At 63.5% G+C, this 25,725-nt stretch carries 30 protein-coding genes; 15 read left to right on the forward strand and 15 right to left on the reverse strand.

The features are described 5' to 3' along the window. Positions 1-41: 41 nt before the first annotated feature. The 9 genes from lepB to folK all read right to left on the reverse strand — a co-directional run bounded on the left by lepB (position 42) and on the right by folK (position 7,702). A complete protein-coding gene (lepB, locus tag ACTXGA_RS08275) occupies positions 42-875 on the reverse strand; it encodes a signal peptidase I (protein ID WP_443392675.1) in 834 nt (277 codons plus the stop codon). Positions 876-933: 58 nt separating this feature from the next. Then, positions 934-1,338 (reverse strand): holo-ACP synthase, encoded by a 405-nt coding sequence (gene acpS, locus ACTXGA_RS08280; protein WP_443392676.1) that lies wholly within the window; start codon positions 1,336-1,338, stop codon positions 934-936. A gap of 67 nt (positions 1,339-1,405) precedes the next feature. Next, entirely contained in the window at positions 1,406-1,864 is a 459-nt protein-coding gene (locus ACTXGA_RS08285; RefSeq protein WP_443392677.1) for a hypothetical protein, read from the reverse strand. A gap of 106 nt (positions 1,865-1,970) precedes the next feature. Then, a complete protein-coding gene (locus ACTXGA_RS08290; protein WP_443392678.1) occupies positions 1,971-2,804 on the reverse strand; it encodes a 2OG-Fe(II) oxygenase in 834 nt (277 codons plus the stop codon). A 113-nt stretch (positions 2,805-2,917) separates the two neighbouring features. After that, complete coding sequence (locus ACTXGA_RS08295) at positions 2,918-3,670, reverse strand: pyridoxine 5'-phosphate synthase (protein WP_443392679.1); 753 nt, start codon at positions 3,668-3,670, stop codon at positions 2,918-2,920. 180 nt (positions 3,671-3,850) lie between these two features. Continuing rightward, entirely contained in the window at positions 3,851-4,489 is a 639-nt protein-coding gene (locus ACTXGA_RS08300) for a DUF2062 domain-containing protein (RefSeq protein ID WP_443392680.1), read from the reverse strand. A gap of 17 nt (positions 4,490-4,506) precedes the next feature. Next, positions 4,507-6,645, reverse strand: a complete 2,139-nt coding sequence (locus tag ACTXGA_RS08305; RefSeq protein ID WP_443392681.1) for a RelA/SpoT family protein — start codon at positions 6,643-6,645, stop codon at positions 4,507-4,509. Positions 6,646-6,667: 22 nt separating this feature from the next. Then, positions 6,668-7,021: a DNA-directed RNA polymerase subunit omega gene (rpoZ, locus tag ACTXGA_RS08310; RefSeq protein ID WP_443392682.1), complete on the reverse strand. Its 354-nt coding sequence runs from the start codon at positions 7,019-7,021 to the stop codon at positions 6,668-6,670. A 120-nt stretch (positions 7,022-7,141) separates the two neighbouring features. Beyond that, entirely contained in the window at positions 7,142-7,702 is a 561-nt protein-coding gene (gene folK, locus ACTXGA_RS08315; RefSeq protein WP_443392683.1) for a 2-amino-4-hydroxy-6-hydroxymethyldihydropteridine diphosphokinase, read from the reverse strand. A 137-nt stretch (positions 7,703-7,839) separates the two neighbouring features. Here folK and ACTXGA_RS08320 point away from each other — a divergent pair, with 137 nt between their 5' ends. The 6 genes from ACTXGA_RS08320 (at position 7,840) to ACTXGA_RS08345 (ending at position 11,853) form a co-directional block, all read left to right on the forward strand. Beyond that, on the forward strand, positions 7,840-8,412 hold the full coding sequence (locus ACTXGA_RS08320) for a LabA-like NYN domain-containing protein (protein ID WP_043142294.1): 573 nt from the start codon (positions 7,840-7,842) through the stop codon (positions 8,410-8,412). Positions 8,413-8,566: 154 nt separating this feature from the next. Beyond that, a complete protein-coding gene (gene ispH / locus ACTXGA_RS08325) occupies positions 8,567-9,523 on the forward strand; it encodes a 4-hydroxy-3-methylbut-2-enyl diphosphate reductase (protein ID WP_443392684.1) in 957 nt (318 codons plus the stop codon). A gap of 106 nt (positions 9,524-9,629) precedes the next feature. Continuing rightward, on the forward strand, positions 9,630-10,085 hold the full coding sequence (locus ACTXGA_RS08330) for a DUF3429 domain-containing protein (protein ID WP_443392685.1): 456 nt from the start codon (positions 9,630-9,632) through the stop codon (positions 10,083-10,085). An 85-nt stretch (positions 10,086-10,170) separates the two neighbouring features. Further along, positions 10,171-10,761 (forward strand): class I SAM-dependent DNA methyltransferase, encoded by a 591-nt coding sequence (locus tag ACTXGA_RS08335; protein WP_443392686.1) that lies wholly within the window; start codon positions 10,171-10,173, stop codon positions 10,759-10,761. Further along, the gene (rnhA, locus tag ACTXGA_RS08340) at positions 10,754-11,233 is read left to right on the forward strand and encodes a ribonuclease HI (protein ID WP_443392687.1); all 480 of its coding nucleotides are present in this window, start codon (positions 10,754-10,756) and stop codon (positions 11,231-11,233) included. The genes ACTXGA_RS08335 and rnhA overlap by 8 nt, the downstream gene beginning before the upstream one ends. Further along, on the forward strand, positions 11,230-11,853 hold the full coding sequence (locus ACTXGA_RS08345; protein WP_443392688.1) for a trimeric intracellular cation channel family protein: 624 nt from the start codon (positions 11,230-11,232) through the stop codon (positions 11,851-11,853). Before rnhA ends, ACTXGA_RS08345 begins: the two co-directional genes overlap by 4 nt. Before the next feature lie 116 nt (positions 11,854-11,969). Here the strand turns inward: ACTXGA_RS08345 and ACTXGA_RS08350 are convergent, their stop codons facing one another. Beyond that, complete coding sequence (locus ACTXGA_RS08350) at positions 11,970-13,145, reverse strand: MalY/PatB family protein (protein WP_443392689.1); 1,176 nt, start codon at positions 13,143-13,145, stop codon at positions 11,970-11,972. Between the two features lie 103 nt (positions 13,146-13,248). Between ACTXGA_RS08350 and def (ACTXGA_RS08355) the strand changes: the two genes are divergently transcribed. From def (ACTXGA_RS08355) to ACTXGA_RS08385, 7 genes are all read left to right on the forward strand, one after another. Beyond that, entirely contained in the window at positions 13,249-13,776 is a 528-nt protein-coding gene (gene def, locus ACTXGA_RS08355) for a peptide deformylase (RefSeq protein WP_443392690.1), read from the forward strand. Then, positions 13,773-14,273 carry a peptide deformylase gene (gene def, locus ACTXGA_RS08360; protein WP_443392691.1) on the forward strand — a complete coding sequence of 167 codons (501 nt, stop codon included), beginning with the start codon at positions 13,773-13,775 and terminating at the stop codon, positions 14,271-14,273. The genes def (ACTXGA_RS08355) and def (ACTXGA_RS08360) overlap by 4 nt, the downstream gene beginning before the upstream one ends. Beyond that, positions 14,273-14,767, forward strand: coding sequence for a peptide deformylase (def, locus tag ACTXGA_RS08365; RefSeq protein WP_443392692.1), 495 nt, complete (start codon positions 14,273-14,275; stop codon positions 14,765-14,767). Before def (ACTXGA_RS08360) ends, def (ACTXGA_RS08365) begins: the two co-directional genes overlap by 1 nt. Positions 14,768-14,825: 58 nt before the next feature. Continuing rightward, complete coding sequence (fmt, locus tag ACTXGA_RS08370; RefSeq protein WP_443392708.1) at positions 14,826-15,737, forward strand: methionyl-tRNA formyltransferase; 912 nt, start codon at positions 14,826-14,828, stop codon at positions 15,735-15,737. Positions 15,738-15,749: 12 nt separating this feature from the next. Then, positions 15,750-15,989, forward strand: a complete 240-nt coding sequence (locus ACTXGA_RS08375) for a hypothetical protein (protein ID WP_443392693.1) — start codon at positions 15,750-15,752, stop codon at positions 15,987-15,989. A gap of 98 nt (positions 15,990-16,087) precedes the next feature. Beyond that, positions 16,088-16,321 (forward strand): GlsB/YeaQ/YmgE family stress response membrane protein, encoded by a 234-nt coding sequence (locus ACTXGA_RS08380; protein WP_443392694.1) that lies wholly within the window; start codon positions 16,088-16,090, stop codon positions 16,319-16,321. Positions 16,322-16,419: 98 nt separating this feature from the next. Further along, positions 16,420-17,409, forward strand: a complete 990-nt coding sequence (locus tag ACTXGA_RS08385; protein WP_443392695.1) for a glutathione S-transferase family protein — start codon at positions 16,420-16,422, stop codon at positions 17,407-17,409. A 1-nt stretch (position 17,410) separates the two neighbouring features. Here the strand turns inward: ACTXGA_RS08385 and ACTXGA_RS08390 are convergent, their stop codons facing one another. Further along, positions 17,411-17,773: a response regulator transcription factor gene (locus ACTXGA_RS08390; protein ID WP_443392696.1), complete on the reverse strand. Its 363-nt coding sequence runs from the start codon at positions 17,771-17,773 to the stop codon at positions 17,411-17,413. A 202-nt stretch (positions 17,774-17,975) separates the two neighbouring features. Here ACTXGA_RS08390 and ACTXGA_RS08395 point away from each other — a divergent pair, with 202 nt between their 5' ends. Continuing rightward, entirely contained in the window at positions 17,976-19,151 is a 1,176-nt protein-coding gene (locus ACTXGA_RS08395; protein WP_443392697.1) for a lytic murein transglycosylase, read from the forward strand. A gap of 75 nt (positions 19,152-19,226) precedes the next feature. On the opposite strand, the gene ACTXGA_RS08400 is transcribed toward ACTXGA_RS08395, so the two are convergent. The 4 genes from ACTXGA_RS08400 to ade form a co-directional block, all read right to left on the reverse strand. Then, complete coding sequence (locus ACTXGA_RS08400; RefSeq protein WP_443392698.1) at positions 19,227-19,658, reverse strand: response regulator; 432 nt, start codon at positions 19,656-19,658, stop codon at positions 19,227-19,229. After that, positions 19,659-21,443 (reverse strand): CHASE domain-containing protein, encoded by a 1,785-nt coding sequence (locus tag ACTXGA_RS08405; RefSeq protein ID WP_443392699.1) that lies wholly within the window; start codon positions 21,441-21,443, stop codon positions 19,659-19,661. A gap of 262 nt (positions 21,444-21,705) precedes the next feature. After that, complete coding sequence (locus tag ACTXGA_RS08410; protein ID WP_443392700.1) at positions 21,706-22,470, reverse strand: hypothetical protein; 765 nt, start codon at positions 22,468-22,470, stop codon at positions 21,706-21,708. Between the two features lie 248 nt (positions 22,471-22,718). After that, a complete protein-coding gene (ade, locus tag ACTXGA_RS08415) occupies positions 22,719-24,413 on the reverse strand; it encodes an adenine deaminase (protein ID WP_443392701.1) in 1,695 nt (564 codons plus the stop codon). A gap of 144 nt (positions 24,414-24,557) precedes the next feature. Between ade and choX the strand changes: the two genes are divergently transcribed. Then, a complete protein-coding gene (gene choX / locus ACTXGA_RS08420; RefSeq protein WP_443392702.1) occupies positions 24,558-25,478 on the forward strand; it encodes a choline ABC transporter substrate-binding protein in 921 nt (306 codons plus the stop codon). Positions 25,479-25,725: the final 247 nt, after the last annotated feature.

Consider the following 25,725-nt stretch of genomic DNA (forward strand, 5'->3'; position numbering starts at 1 on the left):
ATCCGCGCGTAAGGGGCTGGATGACCTTCATCCGCACCCGCCTATTCGATGGCCTTGAAGAAGCGGTCGCTGCGCCACGTCCAGAAGAACAGCATCGAGCGGCCCGCAGAGGAGAACATCACCCGGTCGGCCCGGCCCACGAGGTTTTCGAAAGGCACAAAGCCGACGCCGCCCGCAATGTTCGGCACGCGGCTGTCCGACGAGTTGTCCCGGTTGTCGCCCATGAAGAAATAATGGCCTTCGGGGACGGTATAGACCGGGGTGTTGTCAGAGCCCTGCATGGTGATGTTCAGGATCGAGTGGCTGGTGCCGCCGGGCAGGGTTTCGATGAACTTTTCCTTGCTGCAGATGGCGCCGTCACCGACGGTGCCGTTCTCGCAGCGCGGGCGCAGGCCCTGCGGCCCCTGCGGCGCGGCCAGTTCCTCGAAGGTGCCGTCGGGCTGCACGATCACCGGCTGGTCGTTGATGAACAGAACACCGCCGCGCACCTGGATGCGCTCTCCCGGCAGGCCGACGAGGCGCTTGATGAAATCGCGGCCTGTGACCGGGTGACGGAAGACGACGACATCGCCGCGCTTTGGCTCGTTGCCGAAAAGGCGGGTGTTGTCGCCATCGGCCCAGCCGCAAATGTCCTGCGCGTCGATATTGATGCCAAAACGGGGGATGATGACCGAGGGGCAGGAGGCGTAGGAATAGCCATAGGACATCTTGTTCACAAAGAGGAAATCGCCGATCAGCAGCGTGTCCTTCATCGAGCCCGAGGGGATCCAGAAGGGCTGAAACAGGAAGGTCCGAAAGACCCCCGCGATCAGCAGCGCGTAGACGACGGTCTTGATCGTCTCGACGATCCCGCCCTTCTTTTCTTCCTTGGCCATGTGCTCTGCCCTCTGGCTTGATCTGGTGGGCGCTTCATGAGCGGGCGTGGGGGGCGTGTCAAGGCGAGAGGGGCCGCGCCTCGATCACGACAAAGGCCTGCGCCCAGGGGTGATCGTCGGTCAGGGTGACGTGGATGATCGCCTCATGCCCCTCGGGGGTCATGGCGTCCAGTCGTTCCCTGGCCCAGCCGGTGACATGCATGATCGGCTGGCCGGTGTGCAGGTTCGAAACGGCCATGTCCTTCCACGCGATGCCCATGCGCAACCCGGTTCCCAGCGCCTTGGAACAGGCTTCTTTCGCGGCCCAGCGTTTGGCGTAGGTGCCGGGGGTATCGGCGCGGCGTTCGGCCTTGGCCTGCTCCACCTCGGTAAAGACGCGGTTGCGGAACCGGTCGCCGAAACGGTCCAGCGTGCCTGCAATCCGGTCGATGTTGGCCAGATCGGTGCCGATGCCAAGGATCATGGGGCGCTCTCCGCGGGGCCGGGATGGCCTGTGGGTCAGAAACCCCGGCAGGCCGCGAAGGTCAAGATCAGGGCAGCAACCGCCCCGAAATGTCGCCCGTCGCCTGATTGAGTGTAAAGCGCAGGGTGAAATCCCCGAAATCCGCCGTTGCACCGTCATAGGCCTGCACCGGCACGGTAAAGGTCAGGCCGGTGGCGGGGTCATAGTCGGCGCTCAACTGCGCGAAATCCATGCCGGAAAAGCCCATTCCGTTCAGGCCCACAACCTTGCACTGACGGTCGCCCAGTTCCGAATAGGGCGGTGACAGAACCAGCATCCAGGCCCAGGCCGCCGCCGGTTCGATGGTGTCCATCAGGGCAAGGCGCGTCTTGCCATTGGAGAAGGTGCGGCTGTTTTCCTCCCACGGTTCGACGATGGCCGCGGCGCTGGCCTGCCAGTCACAGTCATGCACGGTCACGGCGTATTCCTGCGCCGCGGCCAGCGCGGGCATCAGGGCAAAGGGCAGGGCACAAAGCAGGCGGGTCATGGGCGTAATTCCTTGGCAGGGGCCCAGTCAGGGCCTTGTCTGGGGCAATGCGCCGGAGGATAGCCCGATCGGGACAGGGGCGCGAGGCGGGGTATTCCCGACCGCCTCAGAACCCCAGCCGCTGCAACCGCCCGATCACCTTGCGAAAGACCACCGGCGGCAGGATTTCCTGCAGCATGTCGGCGCGTTTCACCTGCTTGTCGACCTGGTCCTGCGTGCCGGGGCGGGGCTTGAACAGCGTGGTGTGGGATTTGCGCGTATAATCCCATGTGGCGGTGTAGTAATAGAGCGCCAGCGACATGCGCGGCTCACCGTCTGGATGGTTCACCGTTTCGGGGTTGCCGTGCCAGGTGTCCGAGCCGGTGTTGAAACAGCACATGCGGTTGAAGACCGGCACAAAGCTGTCGACCTGCTCGGTCATGTCGGTGTTCCAGATCTCGAACGAGCCGCCGTAGTCCTTTTTCCAATCCTTGTTCAGGTAGATCAGGATGTTGAGCCGGCGTTCGAGGTTGAGCTTGGCGTTGTGGTTGAAATCGGCGTGGATATCCAGATGCCCGCCATTGGCCACCACATGCACGCCGCCACCGGCGAAATAGGGATCGGGGATCAGCCCGCTGATGCCGGTCATCTCTTCGAGAAACCGCACGAAGGGGCGCGAGTTCAGCACGTAGAACAGGTTGCGCGTGTAGGGCGGCAGACGCTCTGGCAGGTAGCTGGATTTCAGCTTTTCCTGCGGGCGGTCGAACATGGTTTCCTCCTCCGGCAGGGTGCGGATTTCGTCCAGCACCCGGTCCAGCACCTCTTCGGGCAGGAAATCGTCGAAACTGCCATAGGGATAGGGCTGACGGCTGCGGTAGGTTTCGGCGGCGGCGGCCCCTGCGGCCTTGGCGGCGGCCGCGTCGATGGCAAGGGTTTCGGGATCCATCGGAATGACGGGCATGAGTGATTCCTCTGCTGGCACGCGCTTGGCACCCAGACTAGCGCCAGTTTGAGGCAAAAACATGGATTTGTGACGCCCCGGCGCCCCCGTCCGGCCCGCGCCCCCGGTGGCCCTCAGGCGCGCGCCTCATTCATCAGGCGGCGCATTTCCGCGATGGCCGGTGCCAGCCCGCGAAATATCGCCTCTCCGATCAGGAAATGCCCGATGTTCAGCTCCATCACCTCTGGAAAGGCGGCAACGGGCTGCACGGTGTCATAGGTCAACCCGTGCCCGGCGTGCACCTCCAGACCCAGACCATGGGCAAAGCCTGCCATCTCGCGCATCTTTTCCAGCTCGGCATCGCGCTTGTCGAACTGGCCCTCGGCATGGAAATCGCAATAGGCGCCGGTGTGCAGTTCGATCACCTGCGCGCCGATGCGATGCGCGGCCTCGATCTGGCGCTTGTCGGCGGCGATGAAGATCGACACCCGGCAGCCCGCGTCGCGCAGCGGGGCGATGAAATGCGCCAGCCGGTTTTCCTCGCGCGCCACTTCCAGCCCGCCCTCGGTGGTCTTTTCCTCGCGCTTTTCGGGCACGATGCAGACCGCGTGCGGCCGGTGCCGCAGGGCGATGCGCTGCATCTCTTCGGTGGCGGCCATCTCGAAATTCAACGGCACGGTCAGATGGTCCATCAGCGCGTCGATATCCCCGTCCGAGATATGTCGCCGGTCTTCGCGCAGGTGCGCGGTGATGCCGTCGGCGCCTGCCTCCTCGGCGATCTTGGCGGCGCGCACGGGATCGGGATAGGCGCTGCCGCGCGCGTTGCGGACGGTGGCCACGTGGTCGATGTTGACGCCAAGGCGCAGCTTTCCGGCAAATTGGGTCATGGTCGCGATTTTCCGTTCTGAAATTTGATCAAAATCTAGGGGCGAGATCGGCAAAAGAAAACCGCTTTTTGCGTCGCGCCACAGGCGTTTCAGGCTAACGCCGGCCCTTCTTCGGGTTTCCAAATACCCTCGGGGGAGACGCCCGCAGGGCGGCGGGGGCAGAGCCCCCTATGCGCGGCCTCAGGGCGGGCTGCCGACGTTCTTTTTCTTCTTTTTCAGGTCCGCCAGCTTGGCCTTGATGACGCCCTTGCGACGGTTCTGAAAGGCGGTGATCAGCGGCAGGGAGATGTAATAGGCAATGGTCCCGCACACGATGCCGGGAAGGATGCCGCCGATCATGTAGGGAAAGAACACCTCGTCGTAAAATATCCGCAGGTGGTTCCAGTCCGCGCGTTCAGGCGTGAAAATGGCCAGGAAATTGCGCCACAGGTCTTCGCCCGCCTTGACGAATTTCTTGCCCAGGCTGCCGTGGTCCGGGTCCGCCTCCAGCCCCAGCAGCCAATAGCCGGTCTTCATGGCAATGACGCCGATGGGCACATAGGTCAGCGGGTTGCCGAAAAAGGTCGACAGGATCGCGGCAAGCAGGTTGCCCCGCATGATCCATGCGATCAGGGCGGCGGTGAAGAAGTGAAAGCCGTAGAAGGGGGTGAAGGTAGTGAAAACCCCGGCAAAGATGCCGCGCGCGATCCGGTCGGGCGGATCGGGAAGGCGGTTCAGGCGCAGCCGCACATAACGCGCCGCCCGGCCCCAGCCGCCACGGGGCCACAACGCCTCCAGCACGATCTTCCAGATCGGCCGTCTGTCGCGTCGCTTGAACACAAATGCGCCTTTCCTGCCTACTCTGCCGCCTCTGGCACCCGTTCGAGCCCGGGATCCCGCCGCCGTTCGACCGAGGCGACGTCGCGCTCTGCCTCCATCGTCGAAACCAGCGAGTGCAGGTGTTCGGCGTCACGCAAATCCACATCCATCATGAGGCGGTAAAAATCCGGTTTCCGGTCTATGAAGTTCAAGTCTGAAATATTGGCCTTGGTCTCGCCGATCAATGTGCAAATCCGTCCCAGCACGCCTGCGTCGTTGCCGATGGTCAGTTCCAGCGACACGGTATAGACCGCCGGGTGTTTGCCCTCGGCCCAGTGCAGGTCCAGCCAGCGCTCTGGCTGGTCCTCGTGATCGGCCAGCGCGGCGCAGTCGATGGCATGCACCGCGACGCCATGCCCGCGATGCGCCAGCCCCACGATACGCTCGCCCGGCAGGGGCTGACAGCAGGGGGCGCGTTCGAATCCCTGACCGTGTTCCAGCCCGACAACCGCGCGCTTCAGCTCGATCTCGCCGTCGTCCTGAATGGCGAGGTTGGGATAGACCGCCTCGACCACTTCGCGGGCGGTCACTTCGGCGCTGCCCAGACGGGCGAGAAGCGTTTCCACATCCTCCAGCCGCAGGGTCGCGGCGGCCTTTTCCAGCACCTTGTCGGTGGCCTTCTTGCCGCGCGCCTCAAAGGCGGCGCGGGCCAGTTCGTGGCCCAGCCGCGCGTAGCGGCCCTTGTTCGCTTCGCGCAGGGCGCGGCGGATCGCGGTCTTGGCCTTGCCGGTGGTGGCGATGTCCAGCCAGGTGGCCTGCGGTGCCTGCCCTTCGGCGGTGATGATCTCGACCGACTGGCCGTTTTTCAACCGGGTCCACAGCGGCACGCGGATGCCGTCGACCTTGGCCCCGACACAGCGCGATCCGATCCGGGTGTGGATGGCATAGGCATAGTCGATCGGCGTCGCGCCACGGGGCAGCTTCACCACGTCGCCCTGCGGGGAAAAGCAGAAGACCTTGTCGGAATACATCTCCAGCTTGACCGCCTCCATGAAGGCGTCGTGGTCTTCTTCGGCGTCGAACTGTTCGGTGACAGAGGCGATCCACTTGGCTGGATCGACGGCAAAGCGGTTCTCGGCCCGCACCCCGTCGCGGTAGGACCAATGCGCGGCGACGCCGGTTTCGGCCACCTCGTGCATCTCGCGGGTGCGGATCTGCACCTCGACCCGTTTGCCGTCCCGGCCCGAAACGGTGGTGTGGATAGAGCGATAACCGTTGGATTTCGGCTGGCTGATGTAATCCTTGAAGCGCCCCGGCACCGCGCGCCAGCGCTGATGGATCGCGCCCAGCGTGGCGTAACAATCGGCCTCTGACCGGGTGATGATGCGAAAGCCATAGATGTCGGACAGGCGGGAAAAGCCGATCTTCTTTTCCTGCATCTTGCGCCAGATCGAATAGGGCTTTTTCGCGCGGCCAAAGACATCGGCCTCGACATCGGCCTTTTCCAGCTCGTGCCGCATGTCATTGGTGATGCGCTGCACCACGTCGCCGGTTTCGCGTTGCAGGGTGATGAAGCGGCGGATGATGCTGTCGCGGCCCTTGGGGTTCAGCACGCGAAAGGCATGATCCTCAAGTTCCTCGCGCATCCACTGCATGCCCATCCGGCCTGCAAGCGGCGCGTAGATGTCCATCGTCTCGCGCGCCTTTTGCACCTGCTTTTCCGGCTTCATCGCCTTGATGGTGCGCATGTTGTGCAGACGGTCGGCCAGCTTGACCAGAATCACCCGCAGGTCCTTGGACATGGCCATGAAAAGCTTGCGGAAGTTTTCCGCCTGCTTGGTCTCGGAGGAGGACAGTTGCAGGTTGGTCAGCTTGGTGACGCCATCGACAAGCTCGGCGATTTCGCGGCCAAAGCGGCGTTCGACCTCGGAAAAGGTCGACCGCGTGTCTTCGATGGTGTCATGCAGCAGCGCGGTGATGATGGTGGCATCATCGAGGTGCTGTTCGGTCAGGATCGCCGCAACCGTCACCGGATGCGAGAAATAGGGCTCGCCCGACTTGCGGAACTGACCGTCATGCATGTCGCGGCCATAGTCATAAGCCGCGGTGATCAGCGCCGCGTTGGTCTTGGGATTGTAGTTGCGAACAAGGTCGACGAGGTCTTCTGCAGAGATCATGCGGCCTCACCCCGGCACCGGATCAGCCCTGACCCTGTGCCTCCATGAGAGCACGAAGCAGCTTTTCTTCGGACATGTCGTCCTCTTGCGGCTTGTCCTGTTCGGCCCCCATGAGCAGCGCCATGGTGTCCTCTTCGGGCTCGTCCACCTCAATCTGCGTCTGGTTCGACTCGATCAGGCGTTCGCGCAGCTCATCGGTGGACTGGGTCTCATCCGCGATTTCGCGCAGGGCGACGACCGGGTTCTTGTCGTTGTCGCGGTCAACCGTGATGGCGGCACCAGCAGAGATTTCGCGCGCCCGGTGGGCGGCGAGCATAACCAGCTCGAACCGGTTGGGAACCTTGTCAACGCAATCTTCTACCGTCACGCGGGCCATGGATGCTCCGTTCCTGTGTTTGAGGACCTCAGAAACCGACGATATAACGCGCTGTTCCCGCTTTCACAAGGGGGGCGTGGTGGGGATGTCGTGGGGGCATCCCGGGAGGCTTTCGGCGGTTCAGATCGGGCGGGCCTCTGCGCGGTCGGCGGCGGGCAGGGCGGCCAGCATCTCTGCCACGGTTGTCCCAGTCAGCGGATGCCGCCAATCGGCGGCGATATCGGCCAGCGGGACAAGGACAAAGGCGCGGTCCTGTAGGCGGGGATGCGGCAGGATCAACTGTTCGGGAGCACGTGTCAGTTGTGCTGCAACGTCACATTCACGCCATTGCACCTGTGTTGCCGCTTCCGGCAGAACCCCGTCACCCTGCGCCAGAAGATCGAGATCCAGCGTCCGGCTGCCCCATCTCTGTACCCGCTCCCGGTCGAAATCCGCCTCGACCTGATGCAGGATCGCCAGCAGCGACTGGGCGTCTCCGTCATACTCTAATGCCACGCAGGCATTGACATAATCCGGGCCTGCCCCGGCCGGGAAACAGGGGGTCGCGAAGAACCGGCTGATGCGACGTAGCACCATGTTCCGAGAGGTCAGTTTGCACAACGCATGCGCGAGTGTCTGGGCGGGACTTCCCGCATAGGATCCAAGGTTTGAACCCAGCGCGACAAGGAATTCTTGTGTCATGGCAGGAAAAAGACTATTCTTTTGATACTTGAGCGCGCCTTGCGAAGCGCGGAAAAACACTTACTCTGTATCGACCTTGTCCGCCACCTCTTACACACTCACGGATCAGGCGGGCCGATTGGACGAAAGGGAATTTTATGTTCTACAAGGACGAACGGCTTGCGCTGTTCATAGACGGCTCTAACCTGTACGCCGCCGCCAAAGCTCTCGGTTTCGATATCGACTACAAGCTGCTTCGGCAGGAGTTCGCGCGTCGGGGCAAGATGGTTCGTGCTTTCTATTACACGGCTCTGCTGGAAAACGACGAGTATTCGCCGATCCGGCCACTGGTCGACTGGTTGCACTACAACGGCTTCACCATGGTGACGAAGCCCGCGAAGGAATACACCGACAGCCAGGGCCGTCGTAAGGTCAAGGGCAACATGGATATCGAACTGACGGTCGATGCCATGGAGCTGGCACCGCGCGTGGATCACATCGTGCTCTTCTCCGGTGACGGGGACTTCCGGCCGCTGGTCGAAAGCCTGCAGCGTCAGGGCGTTCGCGTTTCGGTTGTTTCGACCATCCGGTCGCAGCCGCCGATGATCGCCGACGAACTGCGGCGCCAGGCCGACAACTTCATCGAGCTCGACGAGTTGCGTGAAGTGATCGGACGCCCGCCGCGCGACACCCAGGTCGAGCGCAACTTCGAAGTCGCTTCAAGCAAGTGATCCGACAGGGGCTCGGTCCGGCGGTCACTCACCCGCCATCAGACCGGGCCCTTGTCACCTTCGGCGTCTTGTTTGTCGCCGATCTGACGCATGGGATGGACCTCGCGCCGCTCCGCCACTAGGTGAAGGGCGTGCCCAGACGAAAGGTTCCGCCATGCCTGACAGCCTACCACCGCTCACGCTCTACCTTGCCGCGCCGCGCGGATTCTGTGCCGGCGTGGACCGCGCGATCAAGATCGTCGAGATGGCGCTGGAGAAATGGGGCACGCCCGTCTACGTCCGGCACGAGATCGTTCATAACAAGTTCGTGGTCGATGACCTGCGGGCCAAGGGCGCGGTTTTTGTCGAGGAGCTGGAAGAGTGCCCGGACGACCGCCCGGTGATCTTCTCCGCCCATGGCGTACCGAAGTCCGTGCCCGCCGAGGCCGCGAAGCGCGAAATGATCTATGTGGATGCGACCTGCCCGCTGGTCAGCAAGGTGCATATCGAGGCGGCGCGCCATTCCGAAAACGGCTTGCAGATGATCATGATCGGCCACGCGGGCCATCCCGAAACCGTGGGCACAATGGGGCAACTGCCCGAGGGTGAGGTTCTGCTGGTCGAAACCCCCGCCGATGTGGCAGGGGTTCAGGTGCGCGATCCGGAACGCCTTGCCTTCGTGACCCAGACGACGCTTTCCGTGGATGACACGGCAGAAATTGTCGCCGCGCTCAAGGCGCGCTTTCCGGCCATCGTCGGCCCGCACAAGGAAGACATCTGTTACGCCACCACCAACCGGCAGGAGGCGGTAAAGGCGCTGGCCCCCCGCGCCGATGCGCTGCTGGTGGTGGGCGCGCCCAATTCCTCCAATTCCAAACGGCTGGTCGAGGTCGGACGCCGCGCGGGCTGCGCCTATGCGCAGCTTGTCCAGCGCGCCACGGACATTGACTGGCGCGCGGTCGACGGTATCGGATCGGTGGGCATCACCGCGGGCGCCTCCGCCCCCGAGGTGCTGATCGACGAGGTGATCGACGCCTTTCGCGCACGCTTTGCCGTGACCGTGGAGCGGGTCGAAACCGCGCAGGAAAACGTGGAATTCAAGGTGCCGCGCGTCTTGCGCCAACCGGCCTGAGGCAGAACACAGCCGCGGCGCCCCCTTGTCTTCGTCCCATGTGACATACCTTGTGGGCAGGCGCAGCGACTGCCTCAAACTCCGCAGGCCCCAAGGAGAAGGACCCATGCCGCAACAGATCCCCCGCGCCGCCCTTCTCCTCGGCCTCGCCGGTGTGCTGCCCTTTGCCTGGGGCGCATTGACCATCCTCGTGCCGGGTCTGCAGGACTGGGGCCTGGCCCATATCGGCCCGCGCTTTGTTGGCCCCTACGTGGGGCTCTTCTATGGGGCGGTGATCCTGTCCTTCATGTCCGGCGTGCTCTGGGGATTCGCCACCAAGGCAGAGAGCAATCGCGCCGCCACCGGCTATGCGCTCTCCACGCTGCCCGCGCTCTGGGCCTTCTTCACCACTGGCGGCGGCGAAAGCCGCGCTGCGATCAACCTGATCTTCGGCTTCCTCGCGCTGTTGCTGCTCGACTATGCCTTTGCCCGCTGGGGCCTCGCGCCCGCATGGTGGCTGCGCCTGCGGGTGCTGCTGACAACGCTTGTCGTGGCCTGCCTCGCGGTGATCCCGCTGTCCTGACGCCGCGGGTTTCTTCTCTTTCCAAATACGCAAATGCGCCGCTGGCCTCTTGCGATACGCGCCGGAAAAGGCAAAACCCCCAGCCATGACAGATCGTGAAACCATCCGCATCTATGACAGCCGGGCAGAGGACTATGCCCAGGTGACCGCCTCCGACGGTCCCGACGCCACGCTGTCCGCCTTCATCGCCGCGCTGCCACAGGGCGGGCGCGTGCTGGACCTTGGCTGCGGGCCGGGGATATCTTCCGGCCACATGGCGGCGGCGGGCCTGAGCGTCGAGGCGTGGGACGCATCAGAGGCGATGGTCGCGCTGGCCGCAACGCGCGCAGGTGTCACGGCCAGACAGGCAAGCTTCGACGCGCTCGACGCAGAGGCCACTTATGATGGCATCTGGGCCAATTTCAGCCTGCTGCACGCCCCCCGCGGCGACATGCCCCGGCATCTTGCCGCCATTGCCCGCGCGCTGAAACCGGGCGGGCTGTTCCATATCGGCGTCAAGGAAGGGGAGGGCGAAAAGCGCGACGGCCTAGGCCGCCTCTATACCTATTACACGCCCGCCAGCCTGACGGCCCTCTTGCAGGATGCGGGCCTGACACCCGGCCCCTACAGCCACGGCACCGACAAGGGGCTGGATGGCGTTGTGGCCCCCTGGATCACGGCGACCGCCCATGCCTGAGCTTTTTGCCTATACCGATGGCGCCTGTTCCGGAAATCCCGGCCCGGGCGGTTGGGGCGCCCTCCTGCGCGCGACTGATGGCGACACCATTGTCAAGGAACGCGAACTGAGCGGCGGCGAGGCGCAGACCACCAACAACCGCATGGAACTGATGGCGGCGATCAGTGCGCTTGAAAGCCTGTCGCGCGCCTCGAAAATCACCGTCGTGACCGACAGCGCCTACGTCAAGAACGGCGTCACCGGCTGGATCCATGGCTGGAAGCGCAACGGCTGGAAGACCGCCGCCAAGAAGCCGGTCAAGAACGTCGAACTCTGGCAGCGGCTGGACGAGGCGCAGAAACGCCACGACGTGACATGGGAGTGGGTCAAGGGCCACGCCGGCCACCCGGAAAACGAACGCGCCGATGAACTGGCCCGCGCCGGCATGGCGCCGTTCAAGACCCGCGCCGGTACGGCGCCCGCCAAGAAATGACGCCGCTCATCCTGCTCGACTATGCCGCGACGCTGGTCTTTGCCCTGACCGGCGCGCTGGTGGCCAGCCGCGCCCAACTGGACGTGGTGGGCTTTGCCTTTCTGGCCGGGCTGACGGGCCTTGGCGGCGGCACCCTGCGCGATGTGCTGCTGGACCGCACCCCGGTTTGGATCGCCGACCCGAATTACCTTGCCGTGGTCACCCTCGCCGCCGTTCTGGTCTTCTTCACCGCCCACCTGATCGAAAGCCGTCTGAAGGCGATTCACTGGCTGGATGCGCTGGCGCTGGGCGTGGCCGTGGCGGCCGGTGCAGGGGTGGCGCAACGCATGGGCCAACCGCCGACTGTCGTTCTGGTTATGGGTATCGTCACTGGCTGTGCCGGGGGGCTGGCGCGCGACGTGGTGGCCAATGAGGTGCCGCTGGTGCTGAAACAGGGTGAACTCTACGTCACCTGCGCGCTTGCGGGCTCGCTCGCCACGGTCATCGCCGCCACGCTTGGGGCAACACCGCTTGTGACCGGCGCCGTGACCCTCGCCGTGACCTTTGCCCTGCGTGCAGGGTCGCTGGCGCTGGGCTGGCGCCTGCCGGTCTACAAACCCCGCCCGCCGCGCAGCCGATAAGCACAGCTGCCTTCTTTGGGCTGAAAAATACCTCGGGGAGCGCGAGGGGCAGGCCCCTCGCATAACCCGCGACGCGCCTCCGGCGCGAGGGGCTGGCCCCTCGCTCCCGCCGTGGTCTATTGCAGATCGCCAAATGCCTTCTGCATCCGTTCCACCGCCTCGGCCACGCGCGACCGGGGGGTGGCAAAGTTGAACCGCAGATACCGCTCGCCGCCATAGCCGAAGGTCGGCCCGTGGTTGACGGCGATCCTCGCCTCCTGTTCGACGCGGCGGGTGAATTCCTCGCGCTCCATCCCCGTCCCGGCGAAATCCACCCAGGCCAGATAGGTCGCTTCCATCGGCATCGAACTCACGCCGGGAATGGCGTTGATCCCCTCGTCGAACAGCCGCCGGTTGCCGTCTAGGTACTGGACCAGCTCATCCACCCATTGTGCGCCCTCGGGCGAATAGGCCGCCGTCGCCATGAACAGGCCGAAAGAGTTGGGCGACATGCCAAGCCCCATCATCGCCTTGGAAAAGCGTGCGCGCAGGGCATCGTCGGGGACGATGACATTGCCGATATGACTGCCCGCGATGTTGAAGGTCTTGGTCGTCGCGGTCATCATCACCAGCCGGTCCATGATCTCCGGCGCGGCGATGGCCATCGGGGTGTGGCGATGGCCGGGCATCACGAGGTCATGGTGAATCTCGTCCGAGACCAGCAGCAGGTCATGCCGCTTCGCGAAATCGGCCACACCTTTCAGCTCCGCTTCGGACCAGACCCGCCCGCCGGGATTATGCGGCGAACAGAGGATGACCATCTTTTCCTCGCCGGTCATCAACGTGTCGTATTCGTCCAGATCCATCTCGTACCGGCCATCGCGCAGCACCAGCGGGCATTCCACCACCTTGCGCCCCGCCGCGCGGATCACCCGGGCAAAGGCATGATAGACCGGGGTGAACAGGACCACGCCATCGCCCGGCTGGGTATAGGCCTCGAGGCACATGGCAGTACCGTTCACCAGCCCGTGGGAGGAAAAGATCCACGAGGGGTCCACCTGCCAGCCGTGGCGCGTGTCCATCCACCAGCGGATGGATTCCAGATAATCGCGATCGTCGCCGAAATAGCCATAGACGCCGTGGTCGACCATGCCCTGAACCGCGCGGGATACGCATTCCGGCGGGCGGAAATCCATGTCCGCCACCCACATCGCCAGCCCGTCGCGGGGCGAAACCCCGTAGAGCGTTTCCATCTTGTCCCACTTGGCCGAGTGGGTGCCGACCCGATCGATCACTTCGTCAAAACGGCTCATTCCCTGATCCTTCTGTCTTTTGCAGCGGCACGCTACTGGTCTGACGGCCAAGAGCAAGGGCACATGCTTGCCTAAACCGTTCGCGGCGCTTAAATCACTCGCCATGAAACGGCCGATCCTCATCCACCCCGACCCCCGCCTGAAAAAGCATTGTGCGCCCGTCGACGATCTGTCGGACGAGTTGCGGGTGCTGGCGGATGATATGCTGGAAACCATGTATGACGCGCCGGGCATCGGCCTTGCCGCGCCGCAGATCGGCGTGCTGTCGCGCCTGATCGTGCTGGACTGCGTGAAATCCGACAGCGGCGATGCCGCCCGCCCGCTGATCATGTTCAATCCGAAAGTGATCGCCAATTCGGACGAAAGGAACGTCTACGAAGAGGGCTGTCTGTCGATCCCGGATCAATACGCCGATGTCGAGCGGCCCAAGGTCGTGGATGTGGAGTGGATGGACCGTGACGGCAACCTGCAAAAGGAAACCTTTGACGGGCTCTGGGCCACCTGCGTCCAGCATGAGATCGACCACCTCGACGGCAAGCTGTTCATCGACTACCTCAAGCCGCTGCGCCGCCAGATGATCACCCGCAAGATGGTCAAGCTGAAGAAAGAACGCGCGCGGGAAAAGGCGTGAGCGTCCTGCCCATCCTGAAATGGCCCGATCCGCGACTGGCACAGGTCTGCGCCCCGGTCGAGGATTTCGGCGCGGTCGAGACGTTGGTGACCGACATGTTCGAAACCATGTATGACGCGCCGGGCCGGGGCCTTGCCGCTCCGCAGGTGGGGGTCATGTTGCGGGTTTTCGTCATGGACGCGGGCTGGAAAGACGGAGAGATGACGCCTCTGGCCTGCATCAACCCGCGGATCACCGTTCAATCTGAGGACACCTCCACCAGAGAAGAAGGATGCCTGTCGGTTCCCGGTGTGTCTGCGCTGGTGACGCGACCGGACCGGATCATCCTGTCCTACACCGATCTGACCGGCACGGCGCAGGAGATCACCCTGACTGGTCCGGCAGCGACGGTCGCGCAGCACGAGTTGGATCACCTTGACGGGATCATGCATTTCGACCGGATCGACCCGCCCGCGCGCGCAGCGCTGCTGGCGGATTACGAAAGGGAACACGCCTGATGCCTTCGCGCCCCTTTGTCCCCTGGCCCGACAAGCGCCTGCGCACCGCCGCAGCACCGGTGGATGAGATCACCGATGAGATCCGCGCGATCTGGGAGGACATGATCGAGACGATGGACGCCATGCCCGGCGTCGGCCTTGCCGCGCCGCAGATCGGCGTGATGCTGCGGCTGGCGGTGGTTGATGCCTCGGACGGTCGCGGCAAGGCGATCCGCATGGCGAACCCCGAAATCCTTCATGCCTCCGTCGAGTTCCGGGACCACGAAGAGGCCAGCCCCAACCTGCCCGGTGTCAGCGCCAAGATCAGTCGCCCGCGCGCGGTGACGGTGACCTATATCGACGCCGCGGGCATCAAGGTGCGCAAGGACCTCGTCGGTCTCTGGGCCACCTCTGTCCAGCACCAGATCGACCATCTGAACGGGCGGATGTATTTCGACCGTCTCAGCAAGGTCAAACGTGACATGCTGCTGCGCAAGGCCCGCAAACACGCCTAGGCTTGGGTCGGGCGTGATCCTGCGCTAGACCGCTTTTGACATGACCAAAGGATCCCCGATGCACGTCGTCTTCATGGGCACCCCCGATTTTTCCGTTCCCGTGCTCGACGCACTGGTCGACGCCGGGCATGACATCGCCTGCGTCTACTGCCAGCCGCCGCGCCCTGCGGGGCGTGGCAAGAAGGACCGCCCGACGCCCGTGCATCAGCGGGCTGAGGCGCTGGGCCTTCCGGTGCGCCATCCCGTGCGTTTGAAGGCGGCCGAGGATCAACAGGCCTTTGCCGATCTGCAGGCGGATGTGGCGGTTGTGGTTGCCTATGGGCTGATCCTGACGCAAGCGGTTCTGGATGCGCCGAAACACGGCTGCCTGAACATCCATGCCTCCCTGCTGCCGCGCTGGCGCGGGGCCGCGCCGATCCACCGGGCGATCATGGCGGGCGATGCGGAAACCGGCATCTGCATCATGCAGATGGAGGCCGGGCTGGACACCGGCCCGGTGTTGCTGCGCGAGGCGACGGAGATCGGCGCAGTCGAGACGACCGGCGAGTTGCATGACCGGCTCAGCGCCATGGGCGCGCGGCTGATCGTCGATGCGCTGGACCGGCTGGACAGTTTAACCCCGGAAATACAGCCCGAAGAGGGCGTGACCTATGCCGCCAAGATCGACAAGGCCGAAGCGGCGGTGGATTGGTCCCGGCCCGCGATTGAGGTCTCTCGACAGATCCGTGGGCTGTCGCCCTTTCCCGGCGCATGGACTACGCTGAACGGAGAGCGGATCAAGCTCTTGGGCGCGGAACCGGCAGAGGGGCAGGGCGCGCCGGGCCAGACGCTGGACGACGGGTTTGCTGTCGCCTGCGGATCGGGCGCGCTGCGCGTCACCCGCGCCCAACGTGCCGGCAAGGGCGCGCAGGATACCCCCACTTTCCTCAACGGCTGCCCGCTGCCGCGCGGCACGCAGCTTGGCACCTGACAGGAGGCCCCCATGTTCCCCACACTGATCGGCACCGTCGTCATCGCAGGCATCATCGGCTACCTGTCGGAACGCAGCGGTTTTACCCGCAACGGCATCCTGCAAAGCATCATCATCTGCATCGGTGGGGCGTTCCTGTTCTATTTCGTGACGATCATGTTCCGCATCGGATTTGGCAGCCCCGGCCTGAACGCCATCCTCGCCTCGATCGGGGCGCTGATTATCGTTCCGACCCACTGGCGCAAACGCTGAGAATGCGGGCCGGTATTCGGCCCTTTCCCCTGTTGCCGGGCCGTCCCCTCGACTAACGTGACCGGCAACATCCGCCGGTCACGATCAGGAGACCCCATATGCCCATTGTCTGGCTCATCATCGTCGGCGCCGCCGCCGGTTTTATCGCCACCCGCCTCATGAAGATGGATACGCCGATCCTGCCCACCATCGCGATCGGCATAGGCGGGGCACTGATCGGCGGATTGGTCATCCGCTTTCTGCTGGCGATCTCGGGACTGCTGGCCGGGCTGGTGGGCGCGGTTCTGGGCGCGCTGCTGCTGATCTGGATCTACAAGACCTATGTGCGCTGAGCCCTGCTGTGCGCTGACGCGGGGTATCTGCGCGCGGGTCGGGCTTTGCCGGTTTGCATCGTGGCGCTACCTCCTCTCATGCAATTCAGGAGGACCCGATGGGACAACTCGTAGACGGTGCGTGGCACAAGGGCTGGTACGATACCGGCAAGTCAGGCGGCAAGTTTGAGCGGAGCGAGTCGCGCTTCCGCAACTGGATTACCGCCGACGGCAGCGCGGGCCCCACGGGCGAGGGCGGTTTCAAGGCGGAGCCGGGTCGCTATCACCTCTACGTCAGCCTTGCCTGTCCCTGGGCGCATCGCACGCTGGTCTTTCGCAAGCTGAAAGGGCTGGAAGACCTGATCCCGGTCAGCGCGGTGCACAGTTTCATGGGCGAGGAGGGCTGGACCTTTGACGATACGGAGGCCGGGGCAACCGGCGACCGCCTGTATGGTCTGCCCTTCCTGCGCGACATCTACCTGAAGGCCGATCCACAGGCGACGACCCGCGTGACCGTGCCGGTGCTCTGGGACCGCAAGCGGGAAACCATCGTGTCCAACGAGTCGGCCGAGATCATACGCATGTTCAACAGCGCCTTTGACGAACTCACCGGCGATACGGCGGATTACTGGCCCAAGGACCTGCGCGAGGCGATCGAGCCGGTCAATGCGCGGATCTACGACACGCTCAACAACGGCGTCTACAAATCCGGCTTTGCCACCTCGCAAGAGGCCTATGACGCGGCGGTGCACCCGCTGTTCGAGACGCTGGACTGGATCGAAGACAGGCTGTCGGGCAATCGCTACCTGATGGGCGACCGGATCACCGAGGCCGACTGGCGGCTGTTCACGACGCTGATCCGGTTCGACAAGGTCTATCACGGTCACTTCAAATGCAACCGCGCGCGCATCGTCGATTACCCCAACCTATGGGCCTATACCCGGGAGTTGTACCAATGGCCGGGCGTGGCGGAGACGGTGAACTTCGATCACATCACCCATCACTATTACCGCAGCCACGAAACCGTGAACCCGCACCGGATCGTGCCGGTCGGGCCGGATCTGGATCTGCTGGCCCCGCATGGACGCGACCGCATGCAGGCCGCCTGAACTAGAGCGCGCGGGCGTAGTGATGAACCATGTTCGTCAGATCGTCCGGCGCGGTGCTGCTGGGCAGGTAGGCGCAGGCATTGGCGCAGAGCTTGAAGATCGAGCCGTCCGAAAAGAAGGTGGTGTTGGTCACGAAAATGATGCGGGCTTCTGGCTGGCGGTACTGGGCGAGATCGGCCACCGCCAGCGCGCTGCCGTTTTCAAGAACGACATTCAGGATGATGACTTCGAATTTGTCGGTTGCGAGGTGGTCAAAGGCCTCGTCCTGCGTGGCGGCAATGGCCACCTGCGCGCCACTGCGCTGCAGATGACGTCGCCATAGCTGCGCCAGAGGCTGGCGGCTCTCCACGATCAGAACGTTCAAGCGGACCTCCTGACACTCACTAAAATAAAGTTGCTTGGTCAGCTTTGCTTCAGAATGATGAAAATTCCGTTAATTCGGACCGAAAAATTGAACAAAGGGTAAATACTGGCGGCGGCGGGCCGCCGTCTCGGCGGCCAAGCGCGCTTGCTCCGCCAGCCCGTATTGATACTGTGCGCCGACAGGCATCGAACGGAGAGACTTCATGCGGTTCACGGCTTTCTTGGGCGCTCTTGCGCTGGCTGGTGCGGCACATGCGCAGGACGTGCCCTGCGGCGGCGGCTTTGCGCAGTTCGTCGGCGGGTTGCAGCAGGAGGCGGTCACGCTTGGCCATGATCCCGCGACCGTGCGCAACTTCTTCGCCAGCGCTCAGCAAAGCGACAGCGTGCTGCGGGCCGACCGGCGCCAGGGGATTTTCCAGGATCCGTTCATCACGTTCTCACGCAAGCTGATCAGTCAGCAGCGGCTGGACAAGGGCCGCCAGATGGCGGGCCGCTTTGACAGCGTCTTTGACCGGATCGAGAACGAATTCGGCCTGTCGCGTGGCGTGCTGCTGGCCTTCTGGGCGTTCGAGACCGATTTCGGCGCGTTCCAGGGCGATTTCAACACGCTGAATGCGCTGGTCACGCTGGCGCATGACTGCCGCCGCCCGGAAATCTTCCGCCCGCAGATCTTTGCCGCGTTGACCTTGTACGAGCAGGGTGACTTCGACCCGCGCACCACCACCGGCGCATGGGCCGGTGAGATCGGCATGGTGCAGATGCTGCCCAAGGACATCCTGATCAACGGTGTCGACGGGGACGGCGACGGGCATGTGACGCCCAAGACCTCGGCCCCCGATGCGTTGATGTCCGGGGCCAAGATGCTGTCGCACCTTGGCTGGCGCCCGAACGAGCCGTGGTTGCAGGAGGTCGAACTGCCCGCCGATCTGGAATGGTTCGACACCGGGATGCACACCACCAAGACCGTCGCCGAATGGGAACAGCTGGGCGTGCGCGGCAAGCACGGGCCGCTGGATGACGGGCGGTTGGAGGCCTCGATCGTGATCCCGCAGGGGCGCAAGGGGCCTGCCTTTATCGCCTATCCGAACTTCAGCGTCTATTTCGAGTGGAACCAGAGTTTCACCTACGTCCTGACCGCCGCCTACTTTGGTACCCGTCTGGAAGGGGCGCCGGTCTATGACGCGGGCAACCCGGAGCCGGGCCTGTCTGGGGAGCAGATGAAGCGCCTGCAGAGCAAGCTGGCCGAGCGGGGATATGACGTGGGCAAGATTGACGGCATTCTGGGTGCGGGCACCCGCGATGCTGTCCGCAGCGTGCAGCGCGAGCTTGGCATGCCGGCGGACGCCTGGCCGACACCGGCCCTGTTGAACCGGCTCTGACCACGGCCCGGGGACCGCGCAACCGGATCTTCGGCGCGGCTGGCGCGCCAGGCCTGCCGCCGTGGCGGGCGGTTGTCAGTTGCAGCGGTTTTCGGCCAGGGGCGGTTCGCAGATGCTCCAGAATTCGTGGAGAGAATCCAGGATGCGCCGCATCCCCTCTCTGTTGTGCGGTTTCACGATATAGCCGTTTGCTCGTCCTTTGTAGGCGCGGGCGATGTCGTGTGGGCTGTCGGAGGTGGTGAACATGAAGACCATGCTGTTGGCATCGCTGCCGTTCTGCTGCAGCGCTTGCAGGAATTCGTGTCCGTTCATCCTTGGCATGTTGATGTCGAGAAGGATGAAGTAAGGGTGGCGCAGCGCACCGGCGGCAAGAAGGTTCAGCGCTTCGATACCGTCGGTGGCATGGGTCACGGTGGCGTCTGGCGCGACCTTTGACAAGGCCCGCTGGATCATCATTGCGTCAAGGCTGTTGTCCTCGACCAGCAGGATGTTCATCTGACGAGACATTCAGGCGACTTTCTCCATGTAGGGGGTTTCGGTTAGGGCGTATTTTGGCCAGTGGAAAATGAATTCGGTGCCTCCGCTCCCGGTCGAGACGACCTGGATGTCAAAGCCGTGGCGTTTTACGGCCTTGCGCACGATGGCCAGCCCGATCCCGGTGCTTTCCGGTTCTCCGGCCTTGCGCAGGGTCTGAAAGACTTCGAAGATCTTCTCATGGAATTCGGGGGCGATGCCGTTGCCATCGTCACGGACGGATACCTGCAGGCTGTCCTCCAAATCCGTGACTGTCAGCCAGACCCGGGCAAGCGCGCGCCGTGGGTGATACTTGAAGGCGTTGCCAATCAGGTTCTCCAACACGCGGCGAAAGTTGTGGCTGTCGCAGGAAATCCTGTCGATATCGCTGTCCACGGTGATCTGGCCCGGCGTGACCTCGAAATCGGCAATGCAATCCGCCACGACTGCACTGATGGTCACCTCCGGATCGCTCTGGTCGCCGTAGTTGCCGACGCGCGAAAACTCCATGATCCCTTTTGTCAGGTCATTCATGCGGCCGACCCTGTCGCGGATCAGGTTGAGGTGCATCATGATTTCGGAATGCTTGTCGACCGGTCCGATGATGTCTTCGAGATCTTCTTCGAGCGCGTCCGCAAGGAAGCCGATCCCGCGCACCGGCGTCTTGAGATCATGCGACGCGACATAGACGAATTGCTCGATCTCGGCGTTGGCATGTTCAAGGTTTTCGGACTTGGTGCGCAATTCCTCGGTCAGTTGGTGGGCGTAGTCATGTGCCCGCTGGTTGGACCGGGCCAGCATGACCAGAAGCGAGATGATCAGGATTTCGATGATCAGACCGCCCAGCAGGATCAGGGTCGACTGATCCGATCCGTTGGCAGCGCGAAAGGCCAGGTTCGTGCGGACATCGACAACCCATGTCCGGCCATACATGTCCAGTTCGACGGTTTCCGTGAACATGGGCCTGTTGTCATGCAGCGGTTCGTCCCTGCTGTGCTCATCATAGATGAGCTGCTCGCCGTCCCGAATGCTGAACCGCACCTCGCGCAGGTCCTTGGACAGCAGACCCTTGACCAGATTCTTGACCACGAAGGGCGCGTAGACCACGCCGGCGAAACGCGCTTGCCGTTCCGCCAATGTGGCCGGCATCGCGCCGCCGTCATAGAAGGGCGTATAGAACAGGAACCCGGGGGTGTGGCCGCTGTCCTGCACCAGAAAGATGGGCCCGGTGATCTGGGCGGTCCCGCTGTCGCGGCTGGCCAGCAGCCCGGTGCGCCGGTTGATTTCATGGGCCACGTCCAGACCGATCGCCGCTTCGTTGATGCTCTCCGGCTCGATGAAGGTGATCGGCAGCAGGAAATCCAGACCGTGTTCGGGGAAGACGTTGAATTCGCGCCCCTCCGTGGCGCGGTCCGCCATGAATTCCCCGAAATCGGACCGGTCGACATAGTTGATCACGCCGATGCCGTTCACGCCCGGATATTTTTCGGCGATGTTGAGCGAGGCGGAAAATACCTGCCATTCGGAATGGTGCAGCGGGCCGTCACCGGCATCGATCATGGCGACCCCGGACCAGAGCGCATCTTCGTACCGGGACATGCGGTCGACGATGAGGCCCACGGCACGGTCCTTGGCGTCGTCGAACCGGGCGGCGATCTGCAGATCGACCTGATGTTTGGAATAGAGCCACGCGCTGAGCGTCATGGCCAGAGACATCAGAACGACAATAACATGCAGGGCTGAAACCCGGCTGCCGTTTTCATCAACAGGATGCACCACAAAAACAACCCCCAATTGGCAACCTTGTGGAGTCAAGGTTCGCCAAGTTTTGGGCGAGAGTAATTAAGGGTACGTGAATTAATGCCGTCGCGACCGGTCAACCCTCGGTCGGAATATCTAAACTTTCATGAATAATTGGCGTCCCGGACCGCCCGCGCGCAACCACACCGCTGCGCCGTGCACAAAGAAATGCGCCCCGGGGAGCGGGTCCCGGGGCGCATTGGTGACGTTCACAAAGGCAGAGCCTTGCGGCTTCCGGAGGTCAGCTGACCTTTTTCCGACGCCATCCGGCAAAACCCATCAGGCCCAGCGCGCCTGCAAGAAGCGGCAGACCCGCAGGCAGCGGGACCGGGGAAGGGGTGCTGCCATAGGTTGCCGCAGCCAGCAGGGCGGAATCCCATGCATCACGACCAGCAGCGTCGGTTCCACAGCACCAGTCCCACGCCAGGAAAGCGACGTGACCGGACCCAACCGTTTTCACCGCACCATAGGACCGAACGACGCCATAGGTTCCTTCGTAAACGCTCGTCGCGCCACCAAGCGACGACAAAGCCAATGCCCCGAAGTTGCTGGCTCCGGGAAGCGCCGCTGGCGCCGCGTCAAAGCTCGTCCCTGCAGCGGCCGCCGTCATGGTGATGTCGGATACCCCGGTCGAACCGCCGTACTCGTAGACAAAGGACTCACCGGATACGAAGTTCAGAAGCGAGAAGTCCAAGCCCCACAGCTTGATCAGGGTGCCGCCGGATTCTACAAACGTCTTGATGGCGGCGTCCTGTGCTGCAGAGGCAGAGGCACTCGTGTTGTCATTTTGGCCCAGGAACAGCACGTCGGAACTGCTCAGCGCGCCCAGCGCGCCCGCTCCGGCATAACCGCTGGCAGAGGTACCAAGACTGGCTGCGAGTTTGGCTGCAGCGGTAGCGACCTCAGATGAGTGGTTGGTGAGAGTGTCGTAAATAACCGCAGCGTTGCTGCTCGTGGCTGACACGGACAGCAAGGCCAATGCGGCCCCTGCAAGAATATTCCTCATTAAGCGTCCCTCAAGTTAAATTATAATCAGATGCACCTTTTATGCCCGTCACTTGGGCGTCAATGCCGTCGGCCGAAGAAATCCGGAAACAGTCCATTTCATGGCTTGGTTGATCGCACGGCTGCCGTGCCGGCCCATCGAAACAGGCGGTGGCACCGCGATAGCCTTGGGTTCGGACCGCCGGTCCAAGCCACATTCCGTTCCCTTGCCCACATGCATGGCACACCGGGCAATTCCTGGTGCTCCTCTCAACCGATAATCTCGAACCTGTTTACATCCACCATGCCCCGGTCGGTGATCTTCAACGCAGGGATCACCGGGAGCGCCAGAAAGGCCAGTTGCAGAAAGGGTTCTTCGAGCGTGACACCCAGTGACTTTGCCGCCGCCCGCAGCGGGATCAGTTGCTCTCTCACCACTTCGAAGGGCTCAAGGCTCATCAACCCCGCCACCGGCAGCGCCAGTTCCGCCAGCACTACCCCGTTGCGGGCGACCACGAACCCGCCTTCGATCTCCGATAGCCGGTTCGCCGCCAGTGCCATGTCCGCGTAGTCTACTCCGACGCAGGCGATGTTGTGGTGATCGTGGCAGACCGTCGAGGCGATTGCCCCGGCCTGCAGCCCGAACCCCTTCACGAACCCCGTGGCGATGTTGCCGTTCTTGCCGTGACGCTCCACCACGGCAATCCGCACGAGGTCGCGGCTGACGTCGGGCGCCTTGTCGCCATCCACGATGGGCACGTCTTCCTTCAGGTGGTCGGTCAGGATCTGCCCCTCGCGGATGCCGATCACATCCGTTTCCACCCGGTTGGCGCGGGCGCGGAAATCCTCGGGCGCGACCTGCGGCGCCTTGACCGACAGGCGCCCCACCGGCGGGACGCTGTCCCGCGCGGCAAAACCCGCTTCGGACAGCACCACACCACCGGCCAGCACCATCCGCGCGTCGCAATCCTCAAGGGAGCCGAGACAGACGATATCGGCCCGCTTGCCCGGCGCGATCATGCCGCGATCCTTCAGGCCGAATGCCTCTGCCGCCGCCAGCGTCGCGGCGCGATAGACCGCCAGCACCGGAGAGCCGAGCCGGATCAGCTCGCGGATCATGTAGTCAAGATGCCCGTATTCCGCGATATCCAGCGGGTTCCGGTCATCCGTGCACAGGCAAATATAGGGCGCGGTGCGCTCATCCAGCAGCGGTTGCAGCGCGTGCATGTCCTTGGAAACAGAGCCTTCGCGGATCAGGACCCGCATCCCCTTGCGCAGCTTCTCCAGCGCCTCTTCGGGGCTCGTGGCCTCATGCTCGGTCCGAATACCGGCGGCGATATAGGCGTTCAGATCGGTGCCGGACAGCAGGGGGCAATGCCCGTCCACATGGCCGCCTTCGAACAGGCGCAGCTTGTCCATCGCTTGCGGATCGCGGTGGATGACGCCGGGAAAGTTCATGAACTCCGCAAGGCCCAGCCCGGATGGATGGCCCATCAGCGCGGCAATCTCGGTGGCGGTCAGTTCGGCGCCTGCGGTCTCCATATGGGTCGAGGGCACGCAGGACGACAATTGCACCTTGATGTCGATCAGCGTGTGGCGGCTGGCCTCCTGGAAATAGCGCACGCCCTCGGCCCCGATCACATTGGCGATCTCATGCGGATCGCAGATCGCCGTCGTCACCCCGCGCGGCCCGACGCAGCGGTCGAACTCAAAAGGCGTGACCAGCGAGGACTCGATATGCAGATGCGTGTCGATGAAGCCGGGCACCAGGATCTGGCCGCTGACATCGATGATTTCGCGTCCCTCGTAGCGGTCAAACACGCCAACGATGGTATCGCCACAGATGGCCACGTCCCCATCTATCAGGGCACCGGTAATCAGGTCGAACACCTGCCCGCCCCGCAAGACCAGATCCGCAGGCTCGTCCCCGCGCCCCTGCGCAATCCGCTGTTCCAGTTGTGCCATGCCGTTGCCTCCGTCTGCGCTTTGGCCCGATGATGGCACAGCCCCCGACCGGGAGCGAGGGGGCAGGGCCCCCCGGTGGCGGGCCGGTTGCAATGGCCGCCAAGGCACGGTCTACTCGCCGCAAAACCAACCAGGGAGACGACAATGAAAAAGACCCTCACTTCCGCCCTCGCGCTCAGCCTTGTGTCCGGTGCGGCGCTGGCCGACTGCGACAGCGTCACCTTCTCCGATGTCGGCTGGACCGACATCACCGCAACGACGGCCGCCACCACCGTGGTGCTGGAGGCGCTGGGCTATGAGACCGACATCAAGGTGCTGTCCGTTCCGGTGACCTATACCTCGATGGCGGCGGGCGACATCGATGTTTTTCTTGGCAACTGGATGCCCACGATGGAGGCCGATATCGCCCCGTATCGTGAGGCGGGCACCGTCGACACGGTCCGCGCCAACCTGATGGGGGCCAAGTACACGCTGGCCACCAATGCCGTGGGTGCGGGCCTTGGGATCAAGGATTTCGCCGACATCGCAGCCCATGCCGATGCGCTGGACGAGACGATCTATGGCATCGAGCCGGGCAATGACGGCAACCGCCTGATCATCGACATGATCGACGCCGACGCCTTTGGCCTGAAGGATTTCGAGGTCAAGGAGAGCTCCGAGCAGGGGATGCTGGCGCAGGTGGGCCGTGCGGTGAACCGCGATGAGCCGGTGATCTTCCTTGCTTGGGAACCGCACCCGATGAACGCCAACTACGACCTCACCTACCTGACCGGCGGTGACGACTACTTTGGCCCCGATCTGGGTGGCGCCACGGTCTATACCAACACCCGCGCAGGCTATGTCGATGAGTGCCCGAACGTCGGTGCGCTGCTCAAGAACCTCGAATTCACGCTGGCGATGGAAAACGAGATCATGGGCGCGATCCTCGACGATGGCGAGGACCCGGAGGACGCGGCCAAGGCATGGCTGTCGGCGAACATGGGCGTTCTGGACGGCTGGCTGGCCGGTGTGACCGCCAAAGACGGCGGTGATGCGATGGCGGCGGTCAAGGGCGCGCTCGAATAAGAGAGGGCGCTACCGCTCTCGTCTGGAAGGCCCCGCTATTCGCGGGGCCTTTTTCAATGTCGGTTTGGAGCCCAAATGGGCAGGTGCAGCGACATGTATATTTTGGTGGAATGGACGGACGGACGAAGCCGCTCCGCGGCATTGGCGCTTGTGGCCAGCCTTGGGCATTGATCAAGCCACTGTGCATTCGGGAATGGGCGGACCTGCCTGACGATTGGGACCTTCTCAATCGACAGACAGGAGGCTT

Source organism: Antarctobacter jejuensis, from assembly GCF_052266595.1.
Classification (GTDB): Bacteria; Pseudomonadota; Alphaproteobacteria; order Rhodobacterales; family Rhodobacteraceae; genus Antarctobacter; species Antarctobacter jejuensis.